Origin of the sequence: Rhizobium aouanii (genome assembly GCF_037002925.1) — a bacterium.
Taxonomy (GTDB): Bacteria; Pseudomonadota; Alphaproteobacteria; order Rhizobiales; family Rhizobiaceae; genus Rhizobium; species Rhizobium aouanii.
The window spans coordinates 1-20,327 of record NZ_JBAMYD010000007.1 but is presented as its reverse complement, the minus strand read 5'-3'; the positions used below and the strand labels follow the sequence as shown (position 1 = coordinate 20,327).

The following is a 20,327-nucleotide window of genomic DNA, read 5'->3' as shown; positions in this document are numbered from 1 at the left end:
AATTAAGAATGAATTGCAACAATGATCCGAACGAGAGGCCGAAAAATCATCACAGGAGGGACCCGACGGGCTGGCTGCCGTCAACCTCATCGAACAACGCATGCCGGGATGCCGTAACGGCGCATGGTTCGATCGGTTAGGCGTTTGAAGGGCACACGGCACGCCTTCTGGCGGAGCTGCGCTTTCCTCGATCTACCAAACAGCCAGTACCGGGTTTTCCAACACCTTGCCCGTCACCACATCGGCAATCCCCCGATCAGTCTGATGCGGGCCGACATTGCAAGCGAGCGTGGCGCCGAAGCAGGCCTTGAAGACCAGATAGGGCGGCTTCCACGTGACGATCTTTTCCATCGCCTTGCGGATGCTGGTAAAGGCCAGCGCCGTGTCCTTCAGCGACGCATCCGTCACCAGGCCGGAGAGCGGCAGCGGCAGCATCGCCTCGATCCTGCCGTCCTTGGCGACCGCCATGCCGCCGCCGGCGGATATGACGGCGTTGGCGGCGAGCGCCATGTCGCCGGCATTGCCGCCGAAGACGGTGAGGTTGTGGCTGTCATGCGAAACGGTCGTGCAGAAGGCGCCGCGCCATTCACCCCAGCCGGTGAGGAAACCGATGCGTGGGGCAGCGTCGGTCTTGCCGTGGCGATGGACGACTGAAATCATGGCGCTGCCGGCCGGCGGCACGATGAAACCGTCCCTGACCTCGGTTTCGGCCTCGCCCCATTGCGTGAAGCGCGGGCGGTCGATGGTGGCGACGCGGACGCGCTCGCCCTGCGCCGGAATGCGAAAATCATTCTCGGTCAGCGGCGGCAGCTTCACCGAATTGACAAGCGGCGCCGTATCGATCTGCTGGACGGCAACCCGCATGCGGCCGTTGCGGGCAATTATGCGGCCGCCTGATATGACGAGCCGAGCCCGGAATTCCGCAAGGTCTTCGAAAAGCACGATGTCGGCGCGGCGGCCGGCGGCGACGAGGCCGAGATCGGAGCGGCTCAGACGTTGTGCGGCATTGAAGGTCGCGGCACGGATGGCCCATTCCGGCTTCATGCCGTAGCGCACCAGGCGCCTGATGACGTCGTCGAGGCCGCCGCCTTCCTGGAGTTCGTCGGGAAAGACGTCGTCGGTGCAGAGCGTGACGGTCGGGGGCAGGTGGCCGAGACCGTTCAGCACCTCGACGAACTCCTGCAGCAGATGGTCGTGAGAGCCGCGAAGCTCGATCGTCAGGCCGGCGGAAAGCTTGGCGAGGAGATCGGCGCCGGAGGTAAGTTCGTGGTCGGAGGTGATGCCCGATGCCATGAAGGCGTTGAGATCGGCGCCTTCGAGGCCACGTGCATGGCCGCAGACTAGCTTGCCGGCGGCAAGGCCGGCATTGACGATATCAGTCATGCGCGGGTCGCCGTCGATGACGCCACGCATATTCATCACTTCGGCCACGCCGCCGATGGCCGAGGAGTGCAGCATCTCGGCGACGACCGCAGCATCGAAATCGGCGCCGGCAAGTTCCAGGGCCGGCGCCGAGGGCACGCAGGAGGGCGCGAGAAGGATCATACGCAGCGGCAGGCTGCGCGCCGCCTCCATCGCCCAGCGCACGCCGTCGAGTCCATGGACGTTGCCGAATTCATGCGGATCCCAGACGATCGTGGTGACGCCGCGCGGCAAGACGGCGCTCGCATATTCGGCCGGTGTCACCATCGAACTTTCGACATGCATGTGCGTGTCGATCAGGCCGGGCGTCAGGATACAGCCCGCCGCATCGACGATCTCGACAGCATCCGTGCGGCTTGCCGGGGCATGGACGCTTGATATCAGCGCGCCGACGAGGCCGATATCGGCTTGCCGGATCAGGCCCGTCACCGCATCGAGCAGCCGGCCGCCGGTGATCAGCATGTCGAAGGGGGCATCGCCGCGCGCAGCAGCGACGGCGCGGGCTCGCAAGGCAGGATCGTTGAGATCGGCGGGTTCTTGGCGGGCAGTGGCGTTCATTTGCGGGCCTCGTTGACCAGGGCAGCGAGAATGATGACACGCGCCATGTCGGCATCAATGTCGGCGGCGAATTGAGCATTGAAGGTCGCATGCGTGGCGCGGGTCTCGACGACGGTACGGCCGCGGGTCAAGGCGCCCTGCAGCTCGACGTCGATACGGGCAGGGCGGAAGCTGACAATATCCGGAGCGACGAAGGCGACGGCGGCGGAAGGATCGTAAATTGCCATGGCCGGGCGGCCGCGGCTGGTGCCGATGCGGATATAACCCGAAAACATATCGGCGATGAGTTCGGCATTGGCGCCGCCGGCGTTGCGCACCGGCTCGGCGTCTTCGGGCCTGGCCAGCACTTTGCGGCAGAGGTCGAGATCGACCATGCGCAGCGGCAGGCCATGGGCGATGACGATCGAGAGGGCCTCGGGATCGGCGAGCGCGTTGAACTCGGCGGAGGCCGTATGGTTGCCTGACGTGACGCCGCCGCCCATCCAGACGAGCTCGGTGATGCGGCCGGCAAGATCGGGCCGGGCGAGCGCCACGGCGGCGATGTTGGTGAGCGGGCCAAGCGCCAGGATGCGGTGCTGGCCTTTGCACTCCAGCCAGCGGCAGAGTGCTGTGAAGGCATCGCTTTCGGCAAGGTCAGCCGCCTGCGGCAGACTCCTGCCTGATGTCGGGATGCCGGTTTCGCCGAGGATCGCCTGAGCGGTTTCCAATTTGCCGAGCACGGGCATGGCGCGGCCGGTGTGGATGGGAAACGTCCAGCCGAAGGCACTGGCGGCGCCGGCGGCGTTTATCCTCACCTGCGGCAGCGGCGTATTGCCGAAGACCAGTGATATTCCGTCGATTTCGAATTCCGACTGTCCCACCACCAGAATGGCGGCGATATCGTCGAACCCCATGTCCGTATCGATCCAGACGCCCATGATTTCACCCGAACCGTTTGAGGTTTGCCGCGCCGGCAACCGGCAGATCGAAGGCAAGCGGACTGCCGATCTCGTGCGGCGGTAGGCCCGCATCGATTTCGGCCTTGATCGGGCCGAGCGGAGTGTCGAGCAGGTATTCGCGGGTGTTGCCGGCGAAAGACGTGCCGCGCACGGTGCCCTGGAAAGCACCGGAGCCAAGCTTCACCATGCCCGGACGCCAGGCGAGGCCCGCTGTCGCTTCCGGAGCCGGGCCGGAAAGTCCGACCGGCCCATTCGGCGTCGCAAGCTTTCCATCCTTCAGCGCGAAGACATTCTCGAAGCCGACGAAATCGGCGACGAAGGCCGAGGCCGGATTGTTGTAGATCTCCTCCGGCGTACCGATCTGTTCGATGCCGCCGTTCAACATCACGACGATGCGGTCGGCGAGCGCCAAGGCTTCCACCTGGTCGTGGGTGACGAAGATCATGGTGACGCCGGTCTCCTTCTGCACGCGCTGCAATTCGGCGCGCATTTCGAGGCGAAGGCGGGCATCGAGATTGGAGAGCGGCTCGTCGAGCAACAGCACCTTCGGCTCCATCACCATCGAGCGAGCGAGCGCCACCCGCTGCTGCTGGCCGCCGGAGAGTTCTGCGGGCTTGCGGCCGGCGAAAGCCGAGAGCCCGACGGATTTCAAGCCGGCGCCGACGCGGGCGTCGAGATCCGCACCTGAGATACGCTTGAGACGCAAGCCGAAGGCGACGTTTTCATAGACCGTCAGATGCGGGAAGAGGGCATAGGACTGGAAAACGAGGCCGACGGCACGTTTGTTGGCGGAGACGCGGGTGATATCGGCGCCGTCGAGGCGGATGCGGCCAGCGGCGGGCGTCAGCAGGCCGGCGATGGCGCGCATCGTCGTCGTCTTGCCGCAGCCGGAGGGGCCGAGAAGCGCCACCAACTCGCCCTTGCCGATCGCGAGATCGAGGTCCCGCACCGCGACCGTGTCGCCATAGGCAAGGGTCAGCTTGTCGAGTTGAAGATAGGCATCAGACATAGCGCGAGAATCCCAGGAAGCGTTCGGCGAGGAATACGATGCCGATCGAGAGAAAGGCGAGAAGGGCGGAGAGCGCCGCGATGGAAGGATCGTAGGTGGTTTCCATGTAGCCCAGCATGTCGATCGGCAGCGTGCGGACGCCGGGACCGGAGAGGAAGAGCGAGACGGGCACCTGATTGAAGCTGGTGACGAAACCGAGGATGAAGGCGGCAAGGATGCCGCCGCGGATATTCGGCATCACCACGCGGAAGAAGGCGCCGAGCCGCGAGGAACCGAGCAGGACGGCGGCCTCCTCGATGTCCGAGCGCAGATTGTCGAGGCTCGCCGAGACGACGCGCACGGCATAGGGCAGCACCAGGGCCGTATGGGCGAAGAAGAGCGCGAGCGTGATGTTGAAGCCGAAGGGCACGACGAGATAACGCAGCAGCGCCAGGCCGACGATGATGCCGGGCACGATGATCGGCAGCGACACGATGGTGCGGACGGTCTCGGCCGCGGGCAGCTTGTAGCGGGAGAGGGCGTAGGCGGCCGGGATACCGAGGAGAAGGGCTGCGAGCGTTCCGAAGACGGCGAGGAACATCGACATGGCGAAGCTGTCGCGGAAGCTCTCGATAGTGAACACCTTCATCACCCAACGCAGCGACAGGCCCTGCGGCGGGAAGGCCAGCGTATCGCCTGACGATAGCGAAGCGGCTATGATGATCAGGAACGGCCCGATCAGGAAAACCAGCAGCAGGAAAAGCACGATGGGCGAAAACAGGCGCAGCGTCATCGGCGGTTCCTCGCCGTCGCAAGGCGTTTCAGCAGGATGTTGGCGGCAAAGCTCATAACGATCAGGATGAAGGCGATGACGCTTGCCGAAACGAAATCATTGGCGACGGAAACCTGCTGATACATCAGCGTTTCCAGCATCAGCACCTTGGAGCCGCCAAGCACGGCGGGGGTGATATAGGCGGTCAGCGATCCGGTGAAGACCAGCGTGCCGCCGACGACAAGGCCTTCCCTGGTGAGCGGCAGGATGACTTTCCAGAAGACCTGGAACCAGTTGGCGCCAAGCACGCGAGCTGCCGGAATTGCATCCTTCGGCATGTTTTCGAGCGCGCTGATCAGCGATAGGATCATCAGCGGCAGGAAGAGCTGCAGGAGGCCGATGAAGACGGCGGTCTCGGTGAACAGCAGCCGCAGCGGCTCGGCGCTGAAACCCAGGCCTGTTATCGCCTGGTTGACGATGCCGGTGCGGCCGAGAATGACGATCCAGGCATAGGTGCGGGCCACTGGCGAGATCATCAGCGGCAGGGTCACGAGGCCGATCATCCGGCCCTTGCCATTCGCCGGCAGGTTGACGATGGCAAAGGCTGCGGCATAACCGATGACCGCGGAAACGGCGGTGACTTCGAGGCCGAGCCGGAACGTGCGCAGGAAAACGGTGCGGTTCAACGTCCCGGAGAAGAAATCGGCATAGGCCGACAGGCTCCAGCTGCTGCCGGCGCGGAAGCCCTCCGACAAGAGGATCGCAACGGGCAACAGAAAGACCAGGGTCGCAAAGATGGCTGCCGGCAAGGCAAGCGCCAGGGCTTCTGCGCGGTTCTGGAACATGAGGCGCCTTTCGAGCGGAGAAGAGGGAGGCCCGGCAGAGGCCGGGGCCAGTTTTCACGCGGGCCTTACTGGCCGACCTTCTCGTTCCACGTCTTCAGCCAGCCGGCGCGATTGTCGAGGGCGACGGCCGATGGGATTAGCTTGAGGCTCTTGGCCGTTTCCTCGCCGTAGGTCAGGTTGTTGGCGGTGGCTTCGGAAAGCTTGACCTCGCTGTTTGCCGGGCTGTCGATCAGCTTTTCGGCGAGTTTGGTCTGGATGTCGGTCGAGAGCCAGAAATCCATGAACTGCAAGGCGAGATCCTGGTTCTTCGAGCCCTTGGTCAGGACCAGAACGTTCATGCCGCCGGTCTGGCCCTCCTTCGGCGTTGCCCAGGCGACCGGGACGTCGAGCTTGGTGAAGCCGGCCCAGGAGAAACGGCCGATCGGCGCTGCCCAGATCTCCTCCTGCTGCATCAGTTGCACCAGCTGCGAGGACTTTTCGTAGAAGGTGACGATGTCGTCCTTCTTCTCGCCCAGCGCTTCGATCGGTCCCTTCAGATCCGGCGTGTCCTTGCCGAGCGCCAGGCCGAGCATATAGAGCGCCGGCGGGCCTTGGTTGGTGGTCACGTTCGGAAAGGCGACGTGGCCGACATATTCCGGTTTCAAGAGATCGGCCCAGGAGTCGATCTTCATCTTGTCGGAGCGATAGGCAATCGAAGTGGCGTAGAAGGTGTAACCGACGCTCATGCCGTCGCCGTTCGGATCCTTGGCGACATCATAGAGCTTGGCGAAATCGGTGAGTTTCGCGGTATCGATCTTGTCGATCAGACCGGCGCGGGACGCGGCCAGCGCATCGGCCATGGAAACGGCGGCGAGATCGACGACGGGGTTGGCCTTGTTCGCCTCCATCTTGGCCAGACGCTCGACGCTGTTGCCGGTCTCGACCACCAGCTTGCAGCCGCATTTGGCTTCGAACGGATCGTAGACCAGCGTCTTGAAATCATCCTGCGCAAAGGCATAGACGGAAATCGTCAGGGTTCGTTCTGCTGCGGATGCGGCGAGCGGCGAAAGGGCGGCGAACGCTGCCGAGGCAAAAAGAGCTTTTTTCATCTTACATGTTCTCCATCTCTGAGGTTCTTGGTGCCGGGTTCGCAGGCCCGGATGATTGGCGGACGATCAACTGCATGGCGACGCGTTCGATCTCCGCGGTAACGAGCATGCCCTCCCGGATGCTGCTTGTTCTTATGGTATCCACGAGCGCCGACACGGCGATCCCGGCAATCCTATCCATGTCCATCCGGACCGTCGTCAGCGACGGTGTGACAACAGGCGACCAGATGAGGTCGTCGAAACCGGTGACGCTGACGTCGGTGGGAATGGTAATACCTGCCTGCTGCAACTCCGTCAGCGCCCGCAGCGCCTGCAGGTCGGAGAGGGCTGCGAAGGCGGTGAAACCCTGCCTGACTTTTTCGGGGAGGCCGAGCGGGCAGTCGCCGCCGTTCTCCTGCTCCAGCCTGTCGATCCACAGCGTTTCCGAATGCATGCCCGGGCGCATGCCGGAGCGGATGCCGCCGGCGCGGTCGTTCTGGACGTTGGATTCCTGATTGTTGCCGATGATGAGGATACGGCGATGGCCGAGGCCTGCGAGATGGCCGGCGATTTCATGGCCGCCCTGCCAATGGTCGGCGGCGACGGTGTTGCCGGGCGTCGAGGGAGTGTCGATGACGGCGACCGGACAGGCGGCGGATGAAATGCGGGTGGCGCGGCGGGGAATGACGACCATGCCGTCGACGCCGCGCTCGACCAGCCGGTTGATCGCCTCGGTCTGGGCGGCGACATCACCGCGGGAATCGGCGATCAGCACGCCGTAACCTGCGGCGGAGGCCGCGAATTGGATTGCCTGCGCGATCTTCGGGAACAGCGGATTGGCGATATCGGGCAGCACCAGGCCGAGAACGCCACTGCGGCCGGTCCGCAGCGCCCGCCCGGCCTGGCTCGGGACGTAGCCGAGCTCGGCTGCATGCTCACGGATTCTTTCGACCAGTTGGCCGGAAACCCGGCCCTTGCCGGAAAGCGCATTGGAGACCGTGGCGACGGAGACGCCGAGCGACGTTGCTATCCTGCTGAGGTTCGGTCCCGGGCGAGGTGTTGCCATGATTGACGATCACTCTGATTAATCGTTTAATCAGAGTGATAGCTCAGCTTATCCCGCCTGTCGAATCCGAATTCATCTTATGCGCAATTATTCGGTTACGGCACGCGGCAGATAAGAAAAAGCCCCGCGAGACGATCGCGAGGCTTTGTACTTTCAGGTCGATTGAAGCAGCTGTCAGCCCTTGACAGCCACAACCTTCACCGCCGGTGCGGTGGTCTTGCCGCCGGGGGCGAAACCGCCGCCGATTGCGATGTTCAGCGAGACATAGTCCTTGGCCATCTGCTGGACGGCTGCGGCAAGGCTTGCCTGAGCGAGCGAAACCTGCCGCTGGGCGTCGAGAACGTCGAGCAGCGAAGAGGCGCCGTCCTTGTACGATGCTGTGGAAAGCTCGAGCGTTTCCTGCGTAGTCTTCACTTGAGCCTGAAGTGCTGCGACCGTGCGGGCGTCACGCCGGACGGCGGCAAGCGCATTTTCGACCTGTTCGACGGCGGACAGCACCGTCGACTTCCAGTTGAGATAGGCACTGGCGGCATTGGACTGTGCCGTCTTGACGTTGGCGCGCAGGGCGCCGCCGTCGAAAATCGGCAGATTGAGGGTCGGGCCGAAGGACCAGCCGGTCAGGCCGCCATGGACGCCGCGCTGGTTGATGTAGGACGGCGAGATCGAGCCGCTGAGCGAGATGCTCGGATAAAGCTGCGCCTGGGCAACGCCGATATTGGCCGTTGCGGCGGCGAGATCACGCTCCGCTACGCGAATGTCGGGACGGTTGCGGATCAGATCTGCCGGAATGCCGGAGGTGATGCCGCCGCGGAATACCGGCTGGCCACGGCCCTTCAGCAATTCATCGACGAGAGCCGAGGCCGGCAAGCCGAGCAGCGTGGCGATGTGATGGGCCGATATGCGGATGTTGGTTTCGAGGCCGGGAATTTCGGCGAGCGTCGACTGCACCAGGCCTTCGGCCTGAACGACGTCGAGACGCGAGGCGGCGCCGGCTTCAAGCTGGAACTTGGTCAGTTCGTAGGTTTCCTGACGAGACTTCAGGTTGGCCCTCGAAAGCGCCAGGCGCTGCTGATAATAGCGAACGTCGATATAGCTCGAGACGAGATCCTGCACGAGGGTCAGCTTGGCGACATCAGCGGATGCGTATGCTGAATCGAGCGACGCAAGCGCGCTCTCGGTGCTGCGCTTGTAGAGGCCGAAGAGGTCGAGCAGCCAGCTCAGCTGGACGTCGCCGGCACTGGTGTTGCGCGTGTCGAACTGTGTGCGCAGCTCGCCCTTCTGGCCGCTGATCGTGTGCGAAGCGCCGACGTTCAGGTTCGGCAGGCCGCCGGCGCCGGCGGCGATGACGTTGGCGGAAGCCGAATTGATGCGTTCGATCGCCTGCTGGACGGTCAGGTTCTGATCGAGTCCGGCCTGGACATAGCCATTCAGTTTGGGATCGCTGAAGGCGGTCCACCAGGCTGCGGTTGCAACGTCGCCTACACTCTTCGCTCCGCCTTCTCCGAATTTGGCGGGCAGCGGCATTTCAGGAGGAGCATGATCCGGGCCTACGACGCAGCCCGACAACAATAACAATAATGCCGGTGTGGCAAAACGAAGAGATACCATTCATTTCATCCTGTACTCGAGCAAGTCAATTCTTGTCCGAAGCTTCATGCTTCACTATCGCCGCCGCGCCTCGTCATACCAAAAAACACACCGAAGCAGTCGGGCGCAATGTAGCAACGGGAACTGCATTATCACAGTGCATTTATATCACAGTCCTGCCGCATTTTTGGCGCGTGTGGCAAAGATGCGTCGAATGACGACGAAAAACGACGGCACGAAGAAAATTCCGAGCATTGTGGCCGCCAGCATGCCGCCGAGAACGCCGATACCGATGGCATTCTGCGCCGCCGAGCCCGCGCCTGTCGCGATCGCCAGCGGCACGACGCCGAGAATGAAGGCAAGCGAGGTCATGATGATCGGCCGCAGCCGCAACCTTGCCGCTTCCAATGTCGCCTCGTAGAGCCCCATGCCGCTTTCCATACGATCCTTGGCGAATTCGACGATCAGGATGGCGTTCTTCGCCGCCAGCCCGATGGTTGTGAGCAAGCCGACCTTGAAATAGACGTCGTTCGCCTGTCCGAAGACCGTTGCCGCCGTCAGCGCCCCGAGGATGCCGACAGGCACCGCCATGATCACCGAGAACGGGATCGACCAGCTTTCGTAAAGCGCAGCCAGGCAGAGGAAGACGACCAGCACCGAGATCGCATAAAGCATCGGCGCCTGCGAACCGGACAGCCGCTCCTGATAGGAGATGCCCTGCCAGGCGACCGTATAACCACCGCCGAGCTGATTGGTCAGTGCTTCCATTTCGTTCATCGCATCGCCGGAGGAAACTCCGGGTGCAGACGCTCCGTCGAGCGGAATGGCGCTGACGGCGTTGAAGCGGGCAAGCGAAGGCGCCCCCTTCACCCACTCCGTGCGGGTAAAGGCGGAGAAGGGCACCATTTCGCCGTCATTGTTGCGGGCGTACCAGTGGTTCAGATCGCTCGGCTGCATGCGGAAGGGCGCATCGCCCTCGACGTAGACCGGCTTGATCTCGCCGTTCAGCGTGAAGTCGTTGACGTCGCGGCCGGTGAAGATGATCGACAGCATCGAATTGACCGAGGTAATGTCGACGCCCATGGCGCCGATCTTTTCCTGATCGAGCACGATGCGCATCTGCGGCTCGACTTCCTTGTTGCTGCTGCGCAGCGCCACGATCTTGCCCGAGCTATTGCCCATCTGGATCAGCCGCTTGGAGGCGGCCGTCAGGGCGTCGTTGCCGTGGCCGCCGGTATCGACGAGATACATGGAGAAGCCGCTCGACACCCCAAGACCCTGGATCGCTGGCGGCAGCAGCGCGAAGACCTGCGCCTCGCGGATCGCAAAGAAATTGCCAAGCGCCCGGTTGACGACCGATTGAGCGCTCAGCGTCGGATCGGTGCGCAGCGAGAAATCCTTGAGCTTGGTGAAGACGATGGCGCTGTTCTGGCCGGAACCGCTGAAGCCGAAACCGAGCGCGCCGAATACGGAATCGACGGCGTCCTTCTCGTTTTCACGATAGTATTTCTCGACCTTTTCGACGACTGCCTGGGTCTGCTGCGTAGTCGAGCCCGGCGGTGTGGTGACGATGGTCAGCAGCACGCCCTGGTCTTCCTGCGGCAGGAAAGAGCTCGGCAGGCGGGTGAAGAGATAGGCGCAGCCGGCGCCGACCAGAAGGAAGACCAGCATGACCCGGATCGGCCGCTTCAGCAGATAGCCGATGGCGCTGATATAGCCGTTGGTCGAGCGCGTGAAGTTGCGGTTGAACCAGTCGCCGACGCGGTGCTTCCTGTGCTCGCCGACCGGCTTCAGCATCGTGGCGCAAAGTGCGGGCGTCAGCACGAGGGCGACGAGCGCCGACAGCAGCATGGCCGAGACGATGGTGATCGAGAACTGGCGATAGATGATGCCGGTCGAGCCGCCGAAGAAGGCCATCGGAATGAAGACGGCGGTGAGGACGAGCGCGATGCCGACGATGGCGCCGGTGATCTCGCCCATCGATTTTTCCGTCGCCTCGAGCGGCGAAAGCTTTTCTTCGGACATGATGCGTTCGACGTTTTCGACGACGACGATGGCGTCGTCGACGAGAAGGCCGATCGCCAGCACCATGGCGAACATCGTCAAGGTATTGATCGAATAGCCGGTGACCGCCAGCACCCCGAAGGTGCCGAGCAGCACCACGGGAACGGCAATCGTCGGGATCAGCGTCGCACGGAGATTCTGCAGGAAGACAAGCAGCACCACGAAGACGAGCACGATCGCCTCGATCAGCGTGTGCACGACCTTCTCGATCGACAGTTCCACGAAGGGCGTGGTGTCGTAGGGATAGGTGATCTCGACACCTGCCGGCAGACCGCGGCCGATAACCTCGAGTGCGGAGCGCACGCGGGCTGCGGTATCGATGGCGTTGGCGCCGATTGCAAGGTTGACGGCGAAACCGGTCGACGGCTGACCGTTGTAGCGCGAACTGCCGCCGTAGCTTTCCTGACCGATCTCGATGCGCGAGACGTCGCTCAAGCGAACCGTCGCGCCGTCCTTTTCGACCTTCAGGATGATGTGCTCGAAATCGGCGACGGTGGTCAGCTGGCTTTGGGCGGTGATGGTGACGTTGATCTGCTGGCCGGGGATCGTCGGCTGGGCACCGAGTGAACCGACGGAAACCTGGGTGTTCTGCGCCTGGATGGCAGATGTCACGTCGCTCGGCGTCAACTGGTATTTCAAGAGCTTGAACGGATCGAGCCAGACGCGCATGGCGTATCCCGAGCCGAAGACATTGATGCTGCCGACGCCTTCCAGGCGCTGGATCTGATCCTCGATCGAGGTCGACATGATATTGCCGAGGTCGACGGAGTTGCGCTTGCCGTCGGTCGAAACGAGCGAGCCGACGAGAAGGATGCTCGAGGTCGAGCGGGTGACGCTGATGCCTGCATCGATGACGTCACTTGGAAGCTGCGACTGAACCAGCTGCAGTTTGTTCTGCACCTGCACCTGGGCGATATCGGGATCGGCGCTCGTCCCGAAGGTCAGCTGGATGCTGGCCGAACCCGTCGAGGAGGTCGAGGTCATATAGGTGAGGTCGTCGAGGCCGGTCATGCCGTCCTCGATGATCGTCGTCACCGATTTCTCGACAGTCTCGGCGCTGGCGCCGCGATAGGTGGCGTTGATGCGAACCGTCGTCGGGGCGATGTCGGGATATTGCGAGATCGACAGCGTGAAGATCGCCAGCAGGCCGGCGAGCATGATGGTGATCGCAATGACCCAGGCGAAAATCGGACGTCGGATGAAAAACTTGGCCATCGGTTGTTCCTGTGCGGCTGAGACGGTGACGATGCGGGCCTGCGGCGATTATTTCGCTGCGGGCTTTTGCGCGTCACCGGCCGCGGGCTGCTCGGCAGCCACGACCACGCCGGCGTCGTTGATCTTCATCGGGACCGGCTTCACCGGCATGCCTGAGGTGATCGATTGCAGGCCGCTGACGATCAGCTGATCGCCGTCCTTGATGCCTTCGGTCACGAGCCAGGAATTGTTGGAGGGCGAGCTGTTCTCGAAGGCGCGGGTTTCGACCTTGCCGTCGGCGGAAACGAACTGTGCCGTCAGCCGGCCGTTGGCGTCACGGCTCGTCGCCAGCTGCGGCAGCGAATAACCGGCCTCGGCGCCGAGCTCGACGGTTGCGCGGACATACATGCCGGGCAGCACGATGCGGTCGGGATTGGGAAAGAGGACGCGGATGATGAAGGTGCCCGTGGTCTCACTGACCACCTGCTTCGACATGTCGAGCTTGCCCTGCTGGTTGTATTCCTTGCCGTTTTCCAGGATCAAGTGGAAGACGACGTTGTCTGCGCCCTTGATGTCGCCGGCGGCCATCGCGTCGCGCAGTTTCAAGAGGTTGGTGCTCGATTCCGTCAGCGAGATGTAGATCGGATCGAGTTGGCGGATCGTCGTCAGCGCCGTCGTCTGGTTGGCAGAGACGACGTTGCCGACATTAACGGCCGTCTGGTCGATGATGCCATCGAAAGGGGCGACGATCCTGGTGTGGTCGAGGTCGATCTGTGCAGCGGAAAGTGCAGCCTTCGCCGACTCGACTTCGGCCTTGGCCTGGAGCAGCGTCGTCTTGGCCGTTTCGAATTCGATCTGGGTGGCGCCGCTGCCGACGAGGCGCTGGTAGCGGTCGAGATTGCTTTCAGCGCTCGGCACGCTGGCCTCAGCCTTGGAGATCGCTGCCTTGGCCTGCTCGACGGCAGCGATATAAGGTGCATCCTCGATCTGATAGAGAAGGTCGCCCTTCTTGATCTCGGCGCCGTCCTTAAAGGCGACCTCGCGGATCAGGCCGCTGACCTGCGGCCGGATATCGGCGGTCTGAAATGTCTCGGCGCGGCCGGGAAGGATCGTGGTGATCGGGAAAATGCCCTTCGTCAGCGTGATCACACCGACCGGGGCAGCCTGCTGTGCCGCGCCTGCGCCGGCATTGCCGGCGGGTTTCGAACCGCTGTCGCTGCAGGCGGCGAGAAGGGCTGCGAATGCCAGGGCCGAGGAGACGAGGAGGGCACGCCGTATCATGCTGAATTCCTGTGCGGTGGCAATCGCCGTTCAATCCACGAACTCGGGCTTGCGGGCTCGGTTTGATCGAGCGCAGGCTTATATAGGCGTCAGGATTGGGTTGGCTTCAAATGCCGTTATCCGAATTTAAGAAAAGCTTTACGAAGTGACGTAATTCAGCAATCATCACTTAGCAAGCGCTATTTTGCAGTGCGGCATCGACAAAACAGACGATTTTTTCGGCGCGGTGCACGAGTGTCTCCTTGTCGTCGCGAGCGATCAGGACAGGGTGCAGCACGCAGGCCAGGACATCTGCGACGGTGCGCGCCGCACTCTCGGGATCGCGGCAATGATAACTTCCCTCCGCCATGCCTTCGCGGATGATCTCGCCGAGCTTCGCCTCAATGCGGGCGCGATAGCGATTGCCGGCCTCGAGTTTGGCTTCGATCGTCGAAAGCACCATTTCGAAGATATAAGGGTTCTTCTGGATGTCCTGCAGGTGGCTTTCCAGCAGGCGCAGGATGAAGCGGAGTAGTTGTTCCTTCGGCGGCAGCTTCTCATCGAAGGCGGCGAAGCGCTCGGCGGCATCGTCGAGATGACGTCCGGCGATCGCATCGACCAGCGCGACCTTGGAGCGGAAATGCTTGAAGACATTGGCGGGCGACATGTGGAGCGCGCCGGCGATATCGGCGATCGACACCGCGACGAAGCCCCGCTCGCGAAACAGCATCTCCGCCATGGAAAGAATGTCTTCCCGCGTTTCCTCGGCCTTGCGTCTTGGCCTTCTTGTCATTTGTTCCCCGCCGGGCTGAGCCCGATACTCCTTTTTGCCGATGCTAGCGCATAACCCCGAAAATCGGAATCGATTTTCGGAAAGGATTATGCGCCAATTCAAAGTGATAGAGCGTCCTTAGCGCGTCCTGTTGGACGCGCGGCGCTCTAGCGCGATTGGAAGGAATGCCGCAAGCTGATGATCGGGCCGGCGGTTTTCGTCTGTCGCCATTTCAAGGGAAATAGGGAGCGAGGTTGTTTCGGACACGGGCAAGCGGCGTCTCGCCGCTATCATCTGGCACAAAGCGTTCGCCGGTGATCGCCTCGTAGGCTTTGATGTAGACGGCCGAGGTCTGCTTGATCAGTTCTGCGGGGATTTCCGGGATCTCGTCCTTATAGGGGTCGCAGCGCTCCGCCACCCAGGCGCGGACGAAATCCTTGTCGAAACTTTCCGGGCGTTTGCCGGCGGCAAAGCTTGCAGGGTAGCTTTCGGCAAGCCAATAGCGGCTGCTGTCCGGCGTGTGGATCTCGTCGGCGAGGATAATGTTTCCGTCACCATCGGTGCCGAACTCGTATTTGGTATCGACCAGGATCAGTCCGTTTTTCGCCGCCATCTCCTGGCCACGGGCAAAGAGGGCGAGCGCATATGTCGACAGCGTCTGCCATTGTTCATTCGTGAGAAGGCCACGCGTGACGATTTCGGCCGGTGTCAGCGGCTCATCGTGGCCGCCGTCGAATTCCTTGCTGGTCGGCGTGATGACGGGTTCCGGCAGGATCTGATTGTCGCGCATGCCGTCGGGCAGGCGCATGCCGTACATCTCGCGTTCGCCCTTCTTATAAAGCGTCAGGATCGAGGTGCCGGTGGTACCGGCGAGATAACCGCGCACAACGATCTCGACCGGCAGGATGTCGAGCCGCTTGCCGATGACGACATTCGGATCGGGATAGTCGAGAACGTGGTTCGGGCAGATGTCCTTCGTCGCCTCGAACCAGTAGCGCGCCGTCTGCGTCAGTATCTCGCCCTTATAGGGGATGCAGGTGAGGATGCGGTCGAAAGCGCTCAGCCGGTCGGTGCTGATAATAACGCGGCGTCCGTCCGGAAGATCGTAATTCTCGCGCACCTTGCCGCGATAATAGTTCGGCAATTCCGGGAAATGGGCTTCGGAAAGAATTCGCACGGCGCTCGACTGTCCTTCATTATTGGGTGAAGACTTCCTGCTCTAGTTTCATTGCCGGGGAAGTCAAGCCGATCGAGTATCGCATCAAAGCCAGAACAGGGCGATAAGGAGCAGGGCGAGGCCATAACATGTGACGGCAAGCGGCCAGCCGGCGCGCAGGAAATCGCCGAAGCGGTAACCGCCGATACCCATTGCCAGCGTGTTGTTGTGATGGCCGAAGGGCGTCAGGAAATCGAGCGACGCCCCAGCGGCGACCGCAATCAGATAGGCGTCCGGCGCATGCCTGCCGGCTCTTGCGAATTCCAGTGCGATCGGGGTCAGGACGATTGCGACCGTCGCGTTGTTGACAAAAGGCGTCAATGCCATGGCGAGGAAGAGGATGAGGGCGATGCCGAAGAGCGGATGGGTGATCGGCACGACGAGGCTCAACCAGCCGGCAATGGTTTCGGCCGCTCCGGTGCTTGCCACCGCCTGGCCGATCGGAATCATCGCCGCCAGCATGATGATGATCGGCCAATTGAGATCGGCCATCGCCTGACGGATGTTCAGATGATCGAGCAGAGCGAGCACGAGCACAACGCCGGCAAAAGCGACATCGGGACGCAGGCCGGCCGCCGAGGCGGCGACGCCGCAGGCAAAGAGCGCGAAGGGCCGCCAGGATAGGAGCGCCGGTTCGCTCGGTGCTGTCGAGGCGAGCGGCAGGCACTCGCTTTCCTCCAACGCTTCGCCGATTGCAATGCGCGGCCCCTCCAGCGTCAATATATCGCCGATCGACAATTGCAGGTCGAGGAAGCGGCCCTCGATGCGTGGCGCGCGCATGGAAAGGGCGGTGACAGCAACGCCGCGAGAATGGAAGACTTCAAGCGAGCGGACGCGCGAACCGACCAGCGTGCTTTCTGGCATGACCACGGCTTCGATACGGGTGAAATCCGGCTGCAGACCAAGCGCGTGGGCGTCGGCCATCAGCGCCCGTGTGGCGGCAAGATCGGCAAAGGTCGCATCGGCGCCCTCGACAAGCAGTACGTCGCCGGGTTCGATCACCAACTGGTCGAGCGGACCGAACGCAAAGTTGCCGTCACGGATCAGCGCGTACGGCTTGATGGCGAACTGTGCCGGGCAATCGGAAAGCCTTACGCCGATCAGCGGTGAGACGTCAGGGATGCGACGCTCGACGACGATGCGCCGCGCCGTCGGGGAGACCGTTGCGGGTGTTTCGTCGGGTTCCGGAAACAGGTGCTGCACGCGAAAGGTGATGAGCAGAATTCCGGCGATGGCCACCGGCAGGCCGACATGGGCGAAATCGAAGAAGTGAAAGCCGGTTCCGGTCGCCTTGGCGAGTGCATCGCTGACGAGCAGGTTGGCCGGCGTGCCGATCAGCGAAACGAGGCCGCCGAGCAGAGCCGCGAACGAGACCGGCATGACGAGTTGGCGGCGGGGGATCGTCAGGACCGTGCCGAGACGTAGCGCGACCGGCAAGGTCATCGCAAAGGCGCCGATATTGTTCATGAAGATGGACATGAAGCCGGCGAGCGCGGAAGTGCCTGATATGACCTTGAAGCCCGAAGGTCTTGCGGCCGCGAAACGGGCGGCGAGACTGTCGAAGAGCCTGGCGCGCGCCAGCACCTGGACGATCAGCAGGATCTCGACGACGGTGATGACGACGGGACTGGCGAAACCCGTGAAGATCTGCTCGGCGGGATAAAGGCCGAGCGCATAGCCGCCAAGCAGGCCGGCGATCGAGACCACCTCGATGCGGAAGCGATCGAGCGAGAAGAGAATGAGCATCGCCAGCAAAAGGATCAGCAGGGATGCTCCCTCGAACGACATGGGCGGGTCCGTTGTTTCATCGATCAGGCGGGACTGTAGTCGTTCCTCATGCGCTGTACAGAGGTGACTTCAGCCAAAGATTGAACAATCTTCATATGGCGCGCCAGGCTGGTGGTGCCTGCCACCGGCCTCTGGCGTTCCGCTCCAGAATGGGGGTTGTGAAGACGCCGACGGTTCGCGCGCTCCATTGCGGCCCGGCGGCTGCGAGGCTTTCGCGCCAGCGCTCCGATTGCAGCATGGCCGCACCGATGACGAAGGGTTCGATGCCGCAGCCTGTCAGCAGATGAAGACCTGCGACGATCGAGGCGCCGCTGGAAATGACGTCATCAATGAGTGCGACGCGTCGTCCCTGCAGCAGCGGCAGCATGCGCGGATCGATATAGAGACGTTTCTGCTGTGTCGGCGTGGTGATCGAAGACAGGGCGACGGAGAGCTCGTCGCGATACCAGAATTTGCGCGAGGTGCCGAGCGGAACGTATCGGCTATGGCCGAGCTTCTGCGCCACGGCAGCGGCCAACGTCAGCCCGAGCGTCGGCAGGCCGGCGACGACGTCGATGCGCATGGGCCTGATCTTTTCGGCGAGGCTTTCGGCGAGCGCATCGAGCACGGCGAAGCTTGCCTGGTTGACGATCAGCGAGGCGAGGGCGTGGTCGCCATCCACCAGCTCACGGATCGGCAGGCGAAGCTGGCGGCCATCTTCCAGCACGGCGACATAGAAGGAGGTAAATTCCCCATCGGCGGCGAAGGTGCCGGGCGGGTGAAGCTCCTGCCAGAAATCGTGCGGCGCCATCTCTGTCACAGAACTCAATTGCGTCTCGTCCTTTCCATGCCGGTTTTCCGGCGCAGTGCCTGCAATTCCGGTTCGGTCAGCGCACGCACGGCGCCTTTCGGCAGTTCGCCGAGTTCGAGCCCGCCGATTGCGACGCGCACGAGGCGCAGGCATTCGGTGCCGAGCGCCTCCAGCATGCGGCGGATCTGGCGGTTGCGGCCCTCGTCGAGCTCGACCTCGATCCATGAATTCCTGTCGCCCTGGCGCAGGCGCCGCGCGGCGGTCGCCGTCAGCAACTCGCCGTCGTGGCGGATGCCCGATGTCATGGCGACAATGTCCTCGTCATCCATGATGCGGTCGATCTGGACATGATAGGTCTTCGTCACATGCGTGACCGGGTCGAGCAGGATCTGGGCGAATTCGGTGTCGTTGGTGAAAAGCAGCAGGCCCTCGCTTGCCTTGTCGAGCCGGCCGACCGGAGAGAGATGTGGGATGTCGAAATCCCTCAGGCAATCATAGACCGTCGGCCGGCCTTCGGGATCGTGGCGGGTGGTGACAAGACCGCGAGGCTTGTTGAGCATCAGATAGATTTTCGCTTCGGCCGCGATGACAAGGCCGTCGATGCTGATGCTTGCCGTGGCAAGATCGACCCATGCGGAGGTATCGTTGACGATACGACCGTCAACCGCAACACGATTTTCGGCTATCAGGCGTTCGGCCTGCGTGCGGGAGCAATAACCGAGCTTGGAAAGGGCACGGGGAAGGGTAACCCTTTTGGCCGCGGCGTTGTCGGCGGGCTTTGTCCGTTCACGCGTCTTGTGCGGTGGGCGCCGCTCCCTCATTTGCCATCCTTATCCTGCTTTTGATGCCGTTTTCTTGGCATGAACGACAGAAGGATGCCAGCAGCGTGAATAAAAAACGAGGGGAATAACAGGCGCTACAAAAGGGCTCAGCGCTTTGGATAAAGCGCCGTCGCGGCTTTGTTAGGGTGGCGCTGCCTCAGCGGCAAGCCATGAAGCCGGCCAGTTCCTTGCGGCTGACGACGATACCGGCGGCGGCCTTGACCGGGTCCGGATGGGTGTAGGACAGACTAGGCATTTCCGGCAGATCGAGTGCCTGGCGCATATTCATGATGCCGACCGCATAGCGGCCATCGGCGCTGTCGACACTGACTTCGATAATGCAGTTGGCCCTCTTGTTTTCCATGGTAGTCCTCCCTTCGTTTTTTATGTTCCCATAGCTGGCATTAAAAATTGGTTTTTCTAAGACATAAGCATTTACGCACCCTGCCGAAAAACGGATCGGCGGGTGCGCAAAAAGCTGGTTTATGAGTGATATGGCGTGTTCAGCGCCACCAATGGCGAGGCTGCGGCTGCGGACTGCCGGAAAGCAGGTATCCGGCAAGAAAGCCAATGGCGCCTGCAAGCACCAGAGCCGTGGTTGTTGCGGTCGGATGCTCGCGGGCTGCGTCGGCGGCAGCCACACCTTCGGCCCGGATCTGGGCGACGGCGTTTTTTGCCCGGGGCAGGGCTTCGTCATAAGCCTTGCCGGCGCGGCCGCGCACCTCGTAATAGGCTTCGGCGCCTTGAGCGGAAATCATCTTCTGCAGGCGCGAGACTTCCTGCTGGAGTGCGGCGATGTCCTTGCTGACAGATGCTCTGATATCATCGGTATTGGCAGCCATGTCGGTCTCCTTCCTTCAATGGGAAAGACAACACCCAACTCGGTGATAGGTTCCGAAATCTCAGCCGCTGATTTGTGACGGAAATTTAAAGTTTGCCGGTCGGAGGCGCTTTAATCCTCCGTTAACCATAATTTCGCGCAAGATCCTGTTTTATCGCTATATTTTGGTCGTTGAGAACAGCGTTCCGATGGATTTTTGACCAGCTGGTAAAGGAATTTTCGGGAATTCGTCCCGAAAGGGCGCCCTGTGGATAATAGCGACCGACAAAAATGCCAGCCGAATCAACCTGTTACAAAAATGTCAAAAAACTTTGGTTGGGTGTGTTGACTGTTTATGA

17 protein-coding genes are annotated in these 20,327 nt (G+C 62.2%); all 17 read right to left on the bottom strand.

The window, feature by feature from the left end; translation table 11 throughout:
• Window positions 1-192 precede the first annotated feature (192 nt).
• Window positions 193-1,980, bottom strand: a complete 1,788-nt coding sequence (locus tag V8P77_RS13705; RefSeq protein ID WP_335912968.1) for an adenine deaminase — start codon at window positions 1,978-1,980, stop codon at window positions 193-195.
• Complete coding sequence (locus tag V8P77_RS13700; RefSeq protein WP_335912967.1) at window positions 1,977-2,897, bottom strand: nucleoside hydrolase; 921 nt, start codon at window positions 2,895-2,897, stop codon at window positions 1,977-1,979. The genes V8P77_RS13705 and V8P77_RS13700 overlap by 4 nt, the downstream gene beginning before the upstream one ends.
• A gap of 4 nt (window positions 2,898-2,901) precedes the next feature.
• A complete protein-coding gene (locus V8P77_RS13695) occupies window positions 2,902-3,927 on the bottom strand; it encodes an ABC transporter ATP-binding protein (RefSeq protein ID WP_335912966.1) in 1,026 nt (341 codons plus the stop codon).
• Window positions 3,920-4,699, bottom strand: a complete 780-nt coding sequence (locus V8P77_RS13690) for an ABC transporter permease (RefSeq protein ID WP_029872014.1) — start codon at window positions 4,697-4,699, stop codon at window positions 3,920-3,922. Before V8P77_RS13690 ends, V8P77_RS13695 begins: the two co-directional genes overlap by 8 nt.
• Window positions 4,696-5,523 carry an ABC transporter permease gene (locus V8P77_RS13685; protein WP_335912965.1) on the bottom strand — a complete coding sequence of 276 codons (828 nt, stop codon included), beginning with the start codon at window positions 5,521-5,523 and terminating at the stop codon, window positions 4,696-4,698. Before V8P77_RS13685 ends, V8P77_RS13690 begins: the two co-directional genes overlap by 4 nt.
• A gap of 65 nt (window positions 5,524-5,588) precedes the next feature.
• Complete coding sequence (locus V8P77_RS13680; protein ID WP_335912964.1) at window positions 5,589-6,611, bottom strand: ABC transporter substrate-binding protein; 1,023 nt, start codon at window positions 6,609-6,611, stop codon at window positions 5,589-5,591.
• Window position 6,612: 1 nt separating this feature from the next.
• Window positions 6,613-7,656, bottom strand: a complete 1,044-nt coding sequence (locus tag V8P77_RS13675; RefSeq protein ID WP_335912963.1) for a LacI family DNA-binding transcriptional regulator — start codon at window positions 7,654-7,656, stop codon at window positions 6,613-6,615.
• 174 nt (window positions 7,657-7,830) lie between these two features.
• Window positions 7,831-9,264 (bottom strand): efflux transporter outer membrane subunit, encoded by a 1,434-nt coding sequence (locus tag V8P77_RS13670; RefSeq protein ID WP_335912962.1) that lies wholly within the window; start codon window positions 9,262-9,264, stop codon window positions 7,831-7,833.
• Between the two features lie 147 nt (window positions 9,265-9,411).
• Window positions 9,412-12,522: an efflux RND transporter permease subunit gene (locus tag V8P77_RS13665; protein WP_335912961.1), complete on the bottom strand. Its 3,111-nt coding sequence runs from the start codon at window positions 12,520-12,522 to the stop codon at window positions 9,412-9,414.
• A 48-nt stretch (window positions 12,523-12,570) separates the two neighbouring features.
• Window positions 12,571-13,782: an efflux RND transporter periplasmic adaptor subunit gene (locus V8P77_RS13660; protein ID WP_335912960.1), complete on the bottom strand. Its 1,212-nt coding sequence runs from the start codon at window positions 13,780-13,782 to the stop codon at window positions 12,571-12,573.
• A 169-nt stretch (window positions 13,783-13,951) separates the two neighbouring features.
• Complete coding sequence (locus V8P77_RS13655) at window positions 13,952-14,554, bottom strand: TetR/AcrR family transcriptional regulator (RefSeq protein ID WP_335912959.1); 603 nt, start codon at window positions 14,552-14,554, stop codon at window positions 13,952-13,954.
• A 211-nt stretch (window positions 14,555-14,765) separates the two neighbouring features.
• Window positions 14,766-15,710 (bottom strand): phosphoribosylaminoimidazolesuccinocarboxamide synthase, encoded by a 945-nt coding sequence (locus tag V8P77_RS13650; protein ID WP_335912958.1) that lies wholly within the window; start codon window positions 15,708-15,710, stop codon window positions 14,766-14,768.
• A gap of 84 nt (window positions 15,711-15,794) precedes the next feature.
• The gene (locus V8P77_RS13645; RefSeq protein ID WP_335912957.1) at window positions 15,795-17,537 is read right to left on the bottom strand and encodes an SLC13 family permease; all 1,743 of its coding nucleotides are present in this window, start codon (window positions 17,535-17,537) and stop codon (window positions 15,795-15,797) included.
• A gap of 91 nt (window positions 17,538-17,628) precedes the next feature.
• Complete coding sequence (locus tag V8P77_RS13640; RefSeq protein WP_335913170.1) at window positions 17,629-18,327, bottom strand: phosphoribosyltransferase; 699 nt, start codon at window positions 18,325-18,327, stop codon at window positions 17,629-17,631.
• A 14-nt stretch (window positions 18,328-18,341) separates the two neighbouring features.
• The gene (locus V8P77_RS13635) at window positions 18,342-19,148 is read right to left on the bottom strand and encodes a pseudouridine synthase (RefSeq protein WP_132612186.1); all 807 of its coding nucleotides are present in this window, start codon (window positions 19,146-19,148) and stop codon (window positions 18,342-18,344) included.
• 157 nt (window positions 19,149-19,305) lie between these two features.
• Entirely contained in the window at window positions 19,306-19,512 is a 207-nt protein-coding gene (locus V8P77_RS13630; RefSeq protein ID WP_011653303.1) for a hypothetical protein, read from the bottom strand.
• 139 nt (window positions 19,513-19,651) lie between these two features.
• Complete coding sequence (locus V8P77_RS13625; protein ID WP_020051470.1) at window positions 19,652-19,990, bottom strand: hypothetical protein; 339 nt, start codon at window positions 19,988-19,990, stop codon at window positions 19,652-19,654.
• Window positions 19,991-20,327 lie beyond the last annotated feature (337 nt).

What these genes read in the sequence shown, in the direction of transcription:
- V8P77_RS13705 (WP_335912968.1), bottom strand. Translation starts at nt 1,980, where the DNA reads ATGAACGCCACTGCCCGCCAAGAACCCGCCGATCTCAACGATCCTGCC.
- V8P77_RS13700 (WP_335912967.1), bottom strand. Translation starts at nt 2,897, where the DNA reads ATGGGCGTCTGGATCGATACGGACATGGGGTTCGACGATATCGCCGCC.
- V8P77_RS13695 (WP_335912966.1), bottom strand. Translation starts at nt 3,927, where the DNA reads ATGTCTGATGCCTATCTTCAACTCGACAAGCTGACCCTTGCCTATGGC.
- V8P77_RS13690 (WP_029872014.1), bottom strand. Translation starts at nt 4,699, where the DNA reads ATGACGCTGCGCCTGTTTTCGCCCATCGTGCTTTTCCTGCTGCTGGTT.
- V8P77_RS13685 (WP_335912965.1), bottom strand. Translation starts at nt 5,523, where the DNA reads ATGTTCCAGAACCGCGCAGAAGCCCTGGCGCTTGCCTTGCCGGCAGCC.
- V8P77_RS13680 (WP_335912964.1), bottom strand. Translation starts at nt 6,611, where the DNA reads ATGAAAAAAGCTCTTTTTGCCTCGGCAGCGTTCGCCGCCCTTTCGCCG.
- V8P77_RS13675 (WP_335912963.1), bottom strand. Translation starts at nt 7,656, where the DNA reads ATGGCAACACCTCGCCCGGGACCGAACCTCAGCAGGATAGCAACGTCG.
- V8P77_RS13670 (WP_335912962.1), bottom strand. Translation starts at nt 9,264, where the DNA reads ATGGTATCTCTTCGTTTTGCCACACCGGCATTATTGTTATTGTTGTCG.
- V8P77_RS13665 (WP_335912961.1), bottom strand. Translation starts at nt 12,522, where the DNA reads ATGGCCAAGTTTTTCATCCGACGTCCGATTTTCGCCTGGGTCATTGCG.
- V8P77_RS13660 (WP_335912960.1), bottom strand. Translation starts at nt 13,782, where the DNA reads ATGATACGGCGTGCCCTCCTCGTCTCCTCGGCCCTGGCATTCGCAGCC.
- V8P77_RS13655 (WP_335912959.1), bottom strand. Translation starts at nt 14,554, where the DNA reads ATGACAAGAAGGCCAAGACGCAAGGCCGAGGAAACGCGGGAAGACATT.
- V8P77_RS13645 (WP_335912957.1), bottom strand. Translation starts at nt 17,537, where the DNA reads ATGTCGTTCGAGGGAGCATCCCTGCTGATCCTTTTGCTGGCGATGCTC.
- V8P77_RS13640 (WP_335913170.1), bottom strand. Translation starts at nt 18,327, where the DNA reads ATGGCGCCGCACGATTTCTGGCAGGAGCTTCACCCGCCCGGCACCTTC.
- V8P77_RS13635 (WP_132612186.1), bottom strand. Translation starts at nt 19,148, where the DNA reads ATGAGGGAGCGGCGCCCACCGCACAAGACGCGTGAACGGACAAAGCCC.
- V8P77_RS13630 (WP_011653303.1), bottom strand. Translation starts at nt 19,512, where the DNA reads ATGGAAAACAAGAGGGCCAACTGCATTATCGAAGTCAGTGTCGACAGC.
- V8P77_RS13625 (WP_020051470.1), bottom strand. Translation starts at nt 19,990, where the DNA reads ATGGCTGCCAATACCGATGATATCAGAGCATCTGTCAGCAAGGACATC.